This window comes from Kluyvera sp., assembly GCF_965301105.1.
In genome coordinates, this window is sequence record NZ_CBDKZX010000042.1 from 26,477 (window position 1) to 35,173 (window position 8,697).

Genomic DNA, 8,697 nt, shown 5'->3' on the forward strand with positions numbered 1-8,697 from the left:
CTGCTGGCCTTTCTGGTAAACAGGTCGGCGTTGCCGATATCAATAATAAGAAATGTGGAGAATCACATGAGCGCAAATGCGGAGACTCAAACCCCGCAGCAACCCGCCAACAAGAAAGGCAAACGTAAACGCGCCCTCATCTTGTTGACCTTGCTCTTTGTTATTATTGCCGTGGCCTATGGGGCCTACTGGTTTTTGGTTCTGCGTCACTTCGAAGAAACCGATGACGCTTACGTGGCAGGGAACCAGGTACAAATCATGGCGCAGGTGTCCGGCAGCGTGACGAAAGTCTGGGCCGACAACACCGACTACATCCAGCAGGGTGACGTGCTGGTCACGCTTGACCAGACCGACGCCCAGCAGGCGTTTGAAAAAGCGCAGACCCAGCTGGCCTCCAGCGTGCGTCAGATGCGCCAGTTGATGATCAACAACAAGCAGCTGCAGGCGAATATCGATATTCGCAAAACCACGCTGGCTCAGGCGCAAACCGACCTCAACCGTCGTATTCCGCTGGGCAGCGCTAATCTGATTGGCCGTGAAGAGCTGCAGCACGCGAAAGATGCGGTGACCAGCGCTCAGGCGGCTCTCGATGTGGCGGTACAGCAGTACAACGCTAACCAGGCGATGATTCTGGGTACCAAACTGGAAGATCAGCCAACGGTTCGCCAGGCCGCAACCGACGTTCGTAACGCCTGGCTTGCCCTGCAACGTACCAAAATTGTCAGCCCGATGAGCGGCTATGTTTCCCGCCGTTCCGTCCAGCCGGGCGCGCAGATTAGCCCAACCACCCCGCTGATGGCCGTAGTACCGGCCAGCAACCTGTGGGTAGACGCGAACTTTAAAGAGACGCAGCTGGCGCACATGCGTATCGGCCAGCCGGTGACGGTCATCAGTGATATCTACGGCGACGACGTCAAGTACACCGGGAAAGTGGTCGGTCTCGATATGGGTACCGGCAGCGCCTTCTCGCTGCTGCCGGCGCAGAACGCCACCGGTAACTGGATTAAAGTCGTGCAGCGTCTGCCGGTGCGTATTGAACTGGATGCCGATCAGCTGGCGAAACACCCGCTGCGTATCGGTCTCTCTACGTTGGTGAAGGTTGATACCTCCAACCGCGACGGTCAGATGCTGGCTAACCAGATTCGTACCAGCCCGGTTTACGAGAGCAATGCGCGTGAAATCAGCCTCGATCCGGTGAACAAGCTGATTAACGACATCGTCCAGGCCAACGCCAACTAATGCTGGGGTGCGCGTAATGCAACAGCAAAAACCGCTGGAAGGCGCGCAGCTGGTCATTATGACCATTGCGCTGTCGCTGGCCACCTTTATGCAGGTGCTGGACTCCACCATCGCGAACGTGGCTATCCCCACCATCGCCGGTAACCTTGGCTCATCGCTGAGCCAGGGGACGTGGGTTATCACCTCATTCGGGGTCGCGAACGCCATCTCCATTCCGATTACCGGCTGGCTGGCGAAGCGAGTCGGTGAGGTGAAGCTGTTCCTGTGGTCGACCGTCGCCTTTGTCATTGCGTCATGGGCGTGCGGGATGTCCAACAGCCTGAGCATGCTGATCTTCTTCCGCGTGATTCAGGGGATCGTTGCCGGGCCTTTGATCCCGCTGTCGCAGAGTCTGCTGCTCAGCAACTATCCTCCCGCCAAACGCTCAATCGCGCTGGCGCTGTGGTCGATGACGGTGATCGTGGCCCCAATCTGCGGGCCAATCCTCGGCGGCTACATCAGCGATAACTACCACTGGGGCTGGATCTTCTTTATCAACGTGCCGATTGGCGCGATAGTGGTGCTGTTAAGCCTCCAGACCCTGCGTGGGCGTGAGACCCGTACCGAGCAAAGGCGTATCGACGGCATTGGTCTGGCGCTGCTGGTGCTGGGGATTGGTAGCCTGCAGGTGATGCTCGACCAGGGGAAAGAGCTCGACTGGTTTAACTCCACGGAAATTATCGTGCTGACCATCGTGGCGGTGGTGTCGCTGAGCTTCCTGATAGTCTGGGAGTTGACCGACGATAACCCGATAGTCGATCTATCGTTGTTTAAGTCGCGAAACTTTACCATCGGCTGTTTGTGTATCAGCCTGGCCTATATGCTCTACTTCGGCGCGATTGTTTTGCTGCCGCAGCTATTGCAGGAGGTCTACGGTTATACCGCAACCTGGGCCGGTCTGGCTTCAGCGCCGGTGGGCGTCATTCCGGTGCTGCTGTCGCCGATTATCGGCCGCTTTGCCCATAAGCTGGATATGCGCCGTCTGGTGACCTTCAGCTTTATTATGTATGCCGTGTGTTTCTACTGGCGCGCCTACACCTTCGAACCGGGAATGGACTTCGGCGCCTCGGCGTGGCCGCAGTTTATTCAGGGCTTCGCCGTCGCGTGCTTCTTCATGCCGTTGACCACCATCACGCTTTCCGGGCTACCGCCTGAGCGTCTGGCGGCCGCATCGAGTCTGTCGAACTTTACCCGTACGCTGGCAGGCTCCATCGGGACGTCGATTACCACCACGCTGTGGACGAACCGTGAAGCGATGCACCACGCGCAGCTCACCGAGTCGGTGACGCCGTTCAACCCCAATGCCCAGCAGATGTATGATCAGCTGCAAGGCATGGGGATGACGCAGCAGCAGGCTTCCGGCTGGATAGCCCAGCAGATTACCAACCAGGGGCTGATTGTCTCAGCCAATGAAATCTTCTGGATTTCGGCGGGGATCTTCCTGGTGCTGCTGGGGCTGGTATGGTTCGCCAGACCGCCATTTGGCGCAGGCAGCGGGGGCGGAGGCGCTCACTAGTTAAAAAGCCAGCTCAAGCGAGCTGGCTTTTTTTTACCCAGAACTACTGAGCCGACGTATTCGCGAACGTACCGTTTTTCAGATCCGCAACCACGTTATTCATACGACCTTCGTTTAAGCCGTAGAACTTAATGGCAAACGCCGTGAGAATATAAAAAACCGCCGGAACAATCGTAAATAACAGCATCACGCCCTGAGCGGCGGAAGAAGACTGTACGGCCACGCCGGATTCGTAATGGAAATAAGCCAATACCCAACCTAAAATGGCGCCACCGACGGCAACCCCCAGCTTAATAATGAATATATTGGCCGCAACATTCATACCAGTAATGCGACGCTGCGTTTTCCATTCGCCGTAATTATTTGTATCGGTGATCATCGACCACTGCAATGCACCGTTTCCGCCCTGAATAATGGAAATAATAATGTGAATAACAAATATCGCTATCCATGCCTGCGGAGGAACGAAGAAACAAATAACGCCAAATGCGGCGGTGAGCAGGTTAATCCAGAATGACAGCTTCACCTTGCAAAAACGGGTACCAAACGGTTTTGCCAGCACGGACCCCGCCATGGAAGCAAACATCCCGCCAAGCATAAACAGAGAAATAATATCAGCGCCTTTATTCAGCACCGTATTGATGTAATACACCACCGCACCGCCACGCAGCACAACGGCAACCAGCATCATGAAGTTATAGACGGAGAGAATCAGCCACTGATCATTTTTGAAGAGAATTTTAACGTCGCGCGCAATATTGAGATTCTCTTCTTTGATCGGCTGAACGCGTTCTTTGGTGGTGAAGAAACAGGTGATAAACATCAGGCAGCCAATCACCCCAAACAGAGCCATAGAAACCTGGATGCCAGTCGCCCGATCGCCCGGATAGAGGAAATCGGCCAGCGGGAGAATAAGCGCGGTGCCCAGCGCGCCGCCAATCGGCGTAATAGCAAAGCGCCAGGACTGCAAAGACAGACTTTCGCGCGGGTCGGAGGTAAGCGCCGCGCCCAGCGAGCAGTAAGGGATGTTAATCGCGGTGTACATCAGTGTCATAAAGATATACGCCGCGACCGCGTAAACCACTTTGCCGGTATCCGAGAAAGACGGGATGGAATAGACCAGCACGCAACTGACCGCAAACGGCACACAAATCGCCAGCAGCCATGGACGGAAACGGCCCCAGCGCGTAGAAGTCGCATCGGCGATGGCCCCCATAATCGGATCGGTTATCGCATCCAGCAGCCGGACCAGCAGGAACATAGTGCCCATTACCGCAGGCGGCAGGCCGTAAATATCGGTGTAAAAATAGGCCAGAATAGCCACTGACGAGTCAAAAACAATATGACTGGCGGCATCCCCAAGGCTATAGCCAATCTTCTCCCGAATAGAAATTCTATCCCCTGTAGACATATACACTCCCGTTTTAATTTTTGGTAATGAAACCGGTTTCTCTGGGGGTATTTTTGACAGTTACGGGGCGGGATTCCATTATGTTTTTCGACTATTCGATTACGTTTTTCATTTTATGTGATCGACAAACGGATTAATGCCGGCATTCAAAATCATTTTGTTTAACAGCTCACAAAATAAAAACAGAAATGTTTATTTAAGATATGTATTACTTTCGCTCATTCAAATAACAAATCATTACAACCCGCGAAAGAAAATAAAAAACCCCGAGGCTAGCCCCAGGGTTTTATTTATCGCCACATCCACGTATCAACTAGATGTGCAGTTCCTGCAGTTTCTCTTTCGGCAGCGCCAGTTCATCATTGCTGTTAATGCGCACATCACGTTCAATAATATGGCGCGCAATCTCCTGCGCTTCACTCAGAGAATGCATCTCGTAGGTACCGCACTGGTATACGTTCAGTTCCGGGATCTGGTTTTGATCCTGCACTTTCAGCACGTCGGCCATCGCCGCTTTCCAGGCATCCGCTACGCGCTGCTCGTCCGGTGTACCAATCAGGCTCATGTAGAAGCCGGTACGGCAGCCCATCGGGGAAATGTCGATAATCTCAACGCCATTACCGTTCAGATGATCGCGCATGAAGCCCGCAAACAGGTGCTCAAGAGTGTGGATCCCTCTTTCCGGCATCACTTCTTTGTTCGGTACGCAAAAACGCAGGTCAAAAACCGTGATCGCGTCGCCGTGCGGGGTGTTCATTTTCTTCGCCACGCGAACGGCTGGGGCTTCCATACGGGTATGATCGACTGTGAAGCTATCTAACAACGGCATTTCGTAACCTCCGATATCACCTTCTTGCTCCCGGGCGCTGCATTTTTTTCATTAAGATAAAAACATTTAACTTATTGAATAAACTATGTTTTATGCAATCCACCACGTTCTGCTTCAGGATAATGTGATTTTTTTAAAAATAAACTGAACTCTTTGTTCCCATGCCAGTCTTACTATATGAAAGACGCGCATTTGTTATCATCATCCCTGATTCAGAGATGTATATTTTGGCCACAGTGATGTGGCCTTTTTCTTTTGTATCAGGCGTGTCTCGCCAGCAGCGCTTCAAACGATTCGTTATCCGCCTCTTCAATCTGACGCTGACGCGCTCTGGAAGCATCCCGCTCCTTCGCAAAATCCTCTTCGCTGAGAATCTCCAGCGGCTCTTCACGCAGCATTGTCCGATACTGTTCCGCCAGGGCCTTGCCGGTTCCGCCAATCCCCTGATCAAGCATAGAACGCAGAATGCGTGCGGAGAAGGTTAACTCCGGATTATCGAAGCTGGCCACCAGTTCATCGCAAACTGTCTGGTAGGCGGTATCGCCATTCATGCTATCCATCGTCTGCGCCACACGTTTCAGATCGTGGAACAGATCTTTGCCCACTTTGGTCAGCGGGAACTGCGCGGTTTCACAGCCAATACCCAGCGTCAGCCCCGGCTTACGCCCTTCCAGAATCACGCGGTTCCAGTTGGTACGGGTGCACAGCAGCTCATCGCTGCTCATCTCCGGCGCATCGGCCAGCACGCACCAGACCATAAACAGATCGAGGAAGCGAATCTGCTGCTCATCGACGCCAATTGGCGAGAACGGGTTGATGTCCAGCGAGCGCACTTCGATATATTCAATACCGCCACGCAGCAGCGCATCGGACGGTGTTTCGCCGTCGCGGATCACACGTTTAGGGCGAATCGGCGCATATAGCTCGTTTTCAATCTGCAGAATGTTGCTGTTGATCTGCAGATACTTGCCGTCTTTCTCCAGACCAATGCGGGCATACTCTTCCGACGGCGTTTTGATCGCGCGCTTCAATCCTGCCACATACTCGTGCAATTCGTTAAACGTAATTCCGAGATTGCTTTGCGATTTATTGGTATAACCCAGATCGCTCAGACGCAGCGAGGTGGCGTACGGCAGGTAGTACATGCCGCATTCGGTTTTCTCAAACGGCAGCGTCGTCGGTTTGCCCTGCAGAAAGGAAGAACAGATCGCCGGCGAAGCGCCGAACAGATACGGAATCACCCAGCCGAAGCGATAATAGTTACGAATCAGGCGGAAATAACCGGCTGAAATCGCTTCTTTATCCTCTGTACCGCACTTCGCCTGCCAGAAAGCCATCGGCAAAGAGAAGTTGTAGTGAACGCCGGAGATGGTCTGCATCAGCGCGCCGTAGCGGTTTTTCAGCCCTTCACGGTACAGCGTTTTTAAGCGGCCAATGTTCGACGTGCCGTATTGCGCCAGCTCAATATCCTGACCCGGTGCGATGTAGCATGGCATGCTCAGCGGCCACATACGCTCGTCGCCGAGCTGACGCGCTGTGTGACGGTGCACATCGCGCAGAAACGTCAGCATATGGTTGATGTCGCCGTCGACCGGAGTAATAAACTCCAGCAGCGCTTCGGCGAAATCGGTAGTGATCCATTTATGGGTCAGCGTGGCGCCCAGCGCCTCCGGATGACCGGTTGTTGCCAGAGAACCATCTGCATTAACGCGTAGGGTTTCGCGCTCAAGACCGCGCTGGATCCCTTCAAGAGCCTGAGGGTGTTTTTCCAGCCAGGACAGCGCCTGTGATACGTCCGGGATCAAATTGACCTCCCGCCTGTCGAATTCATTTTATTAAGCATAATTGTCATCGTGGAGATGAGGACTCTTCCACAAGCCATCCAATTAGTGCCACCACGTCATGCCTTGCAGCGTCAGCGCCGCGACTGCGATATAGCGCAGCGCTTTACCCAGGCATAAAAAAAAGAGTACCGGTCCCCAGGAAATGCGCATCCAGCCTGCGAGCAGGCACAGCAAATCACCGATAACGGGCATCCAGCTCAGCAGGAGCGTGGCCGCGCCATAGCGCCGCAACCAGCCCACCGCTTTTTCCTGCCAACGCGATGTTTTGCGTAATGGAAAAAAACGACCAAGAATAACGTTTGTAGCCCCGCCAAGGCTATTACCCATTGTTGCTATTACTACCAGAAGCCAGGGCTTACTTGCGCCCGCTAGCAGCAGGCCAATCAGCACGGCTTCGGAGTTGCCTGGCAGCAGCGTTGCGCTGAGAAAGCTGCTCGCAAACAGCGATCCCAACGCCAGAAGTTCATTCACAGCAGTCGAACGTCGACAGCATCCATTCCCGCAGCGGCGGCTGCCTGAAGGCCAAAATCGGCATCTTCAAACACCACGCAGCGTTCCGCCGCCACGCCCATACGCTCCGCGCACAGTAAGAAGGTGTCCGGTGCGGGTTTATGCAGTTTAACGTGATCGGCGGCGACAACGGCCGCAAAATAGTGGCGCAGGCCCAGATGTGCGAGCAACGCCTCGGCCACCGCGCTTTCGCTGCCGGTGCCGACGGCCATCGGTCGACGGCCATGCCATTCTTTCACGACGTCAATCAGCGGCAGCGGCGTAACCGAGTCCAGCAGCATTGATTTCACCGCATCGGTTTTTTCACGCGCCAGAAAATGGGGATCCAGATCGGCCTGATGACTTTCAATGATCGCCTGCGCAATACGCCAGGTGGGCGAACCGTTAAGCGCCACCATTGCCTGTTCATCGAAACGCATACCGTAGCGACCCAAAACCTCACGCCACGCCTTACGGTGCGTCGGTTCCGTATCAAGGATGGTGCCATCCATATCAAAAATCAATCCAGCGTAGCGTTCGTACATCGTCTTCTCACCCATCGGATAATGTGACGTTACTTTATCGTAAATGGGGATGATTGTCGCTGTTAGCCGCAGAGACAACAAAGGCGCCTTTCAGCGCCTTATCATGATTCGCATGCCACGGATTATTTTATTTGCATATCGTTTTCAACGACGCGCACGCCCTGCACCTTACGGGTTACCTCGACGGCACGCTTAGCGTCAGCGGACGACGACACAAAGCCGCTCAGCTGCACGCGGCCTTTAAAGGTCTGCACATTAATCTCGCTGGACTTGATATCTTTGTCGCTAAACAGCGCCGTTTTCACCTTGGTGGTAATGACAGTATCGTCAATGTAACCACCGGTGCTCTCTTTCGTTGACGAGCCAGCACAGCCGGACAGCGAGATAGTCATCAGAAGCGCAGCGCAAAACGCAGACGTTGCTTTGAACCATTTCATGGATTTCTCTCCTTGCAGTCATGTCACCAGAATAAGGGTGTATACAAGGATAAATTATAGAGGAAAGAATGAGTTGCCAATGGGAAAAGTGTGAAGAAGATTTTTTAGTTAAAAGACTAATTCGAGGAAAATAAGAAAAGGTAGGCGACTTCGATGAGATGGTGCATCCGGGAGGATTCGAACCTCCGACCGCTCGGTTCGTAGCCGAGTACTCTATCCAGCTGAGCTACGGATGCATCGGGAAACTTGCTTTACTGCCGATATTGATACCATGAGAGATGATATCAAGTAAGAGATGGTGCATCCGGGAGGATTCGAACCTCCGACCGCTCGGTTCGTAGCCGAGTA

The 8,697-nt window shown here is 53.7% G+C and carries 8 protein-coding genes and 1 tRNA gene; 2 read left to right on the forward strand and 7 right to left on the reverse strand.

Annotated features, from left to right (window positions below; all coding sequences use genetic code 11):
* The first annotated feature begins 66 nt into the window (after nt 1-66).
* Together emrA and emrB are read left to right on the forward strand one after the other, a co-directional pair.
* A complete protein-coding gene (emrA, locus tag ACW14G_RS14640) occupies nt 67-1,239 on the forward strand; it encodes a multidrug efflux MFS transporter periplasmic adaptor subunit EmrA (protein ID WP_064543230.1) in 1,173 nt (390 codons plus the stop codon).
* 16 nt (nt 1,240-1,255) lie between these two features.
* Complete coding sequence (emrB, locus tag ACW14G_RS14645) at nt 1,256-2,794, forward strand: multidrug efflux MFS transporter permease subunit EmrB (RefSeq protein ID WP_163446252.1); 1,539 nt, start codon at nt 1,256-1,258, stop codon at nt 2,792-2,794.
* Between the two features lie 43 nt (nt 2,795-2,837).
* Here the strand turns inward: emrB and ACW14G_RS14650 are convergent, their stop codons facing one another.
* From ACW14G_RS14650 to ACW14G_RS14680, 7 genes are all read right to left on the reverse strand, one after another.
* The gene (locus ACW14G_RS14650; RefSeq protein ID WP_249022856.1) at nt 2,838-4,205 is read right to left on the reverse strand and encodes a glycoside-pentoside-hexuronide (GPH):cation symporter; all 1,368 of its coding nucleotides are present in this window, start codon (nt 4,203-4,205) and stop codon (nt 2,838-2,840) included.
* Between the two features lie 313 nt (nt 4,206-4,518).
* Nucleotides 4,519-5,034 carry an S-ribosylhomocysteine lyase gene (gene luxS, locus ACW14G_RS14655; RefSeq protein WP_064543222.1) on the reverse strand — a complete coding sequence of 172 codons (516 nt, stop codon included), beginning with the start codon at nt 5,032-5,034 and terminating at the stop codon, nt 4,519-4,521.
* Nucleotides 5,035-5,294: 260 nt separating this feature from the next.
* Nucleotides 5,295-6,839, reverse strand: a complete 1,545-nt coding sequence (gene gshA, locus ACW14G_RS14660) for a glutamate--cysteine ligase (RefSeq protein WP_249022855.1) — start codon at nt 6,837-6,839, stop codon at nt 5,295-5,297.
* Between the two features lie 81 nt (nt 6,840-6,920).
* Nucleotides 6,921-7,349 carry a YqaA family protein gene (locus ACW14G_RS14665; RefSeq protein ID WP_064543219.1) on the reverse strand — a complete coding sequence of 143 codons (429 nt, stop codon included), beginning with the start codon at nt 7,347-7,349 and terminating at the stop codon, nt 6,921-6,923.
* The gene (gene yqaB, locus ACW14G_RS14670; protein WP_249022854.1) at nt 7,346-7,912 is read right to left on the reverse strand and encodes a fructose-1-phosphate/6-phosphogluconate phosphatase; all 567 of its coding nucleotides are present in this window, start codon (nt 7,910-7,912) and stop codon (nt 7,346-7,348) included. The genes ACW14G_RS14665 and yqaB overlap by 4 nt, the downstream gene beginning before the upstream one ends.
* Before the next feature lie 122 nt (nt 7,913-8,034).
* A complete protein-coding gene (locus ACW14G_RS14675; RefSeq protein ID WP_249022853.1) occupies nt 8,035-8,349 on the reverse strand; it encodes a BON domain-containing protein in 315 nt (104 codons plus the stop codon).
* Between the two features lie 159 nt (nt 8,350-8,508).
* Nucleotides 8,509-8,585 (reverse strand) — tRNA-Arg (locus ACW14G_RS14680).
* Between the last annotated feature and the right edge of the window lie 112 nt (nt 8,586-8,697).

Coding starts and splice junctions, on each gene's coding strand:
- ACW14G_RS14650 (WP_249022856.1), bottom strand. CDS start 4,205: ATGTCTACAGGGGATAGAATTTCTATTCGGGAGAAGATTGGCTATAGC.
- emrA (WP_064543230.1), top strand. CDS start 67: ATGAGCGCAAATGCGGAGACTCAAACCCCGCAGCAACCCGCCAACAAG.
- ACW14G_RS14675 (WP_249022853.1), bottom strand. CDS start 8,349: ATGAAATGGTTCAAAGCAACGTCTGCGTTTTGCGCTGCGCTTCTGATG.
- yqaB (WP_249022854.1), bottom strand. CDS start 7,912: ATGTACGAACGCTACGCTGGATTGATTTTTGATATGGATGGCACCATC.
- luxS (WP_064543222.1), bottom strand. CDS start 5,034: ATGCCGTTGTTAGATAGCTTCACAGTCGATCATACCCGTATGGAAGCC.
- emrB (WP_163446252.1), top strand. CDS start 1,256: ATGCAACAGCAAAAACCGCTGGAAGGCGCGCAGCTGGTCATTATGACC.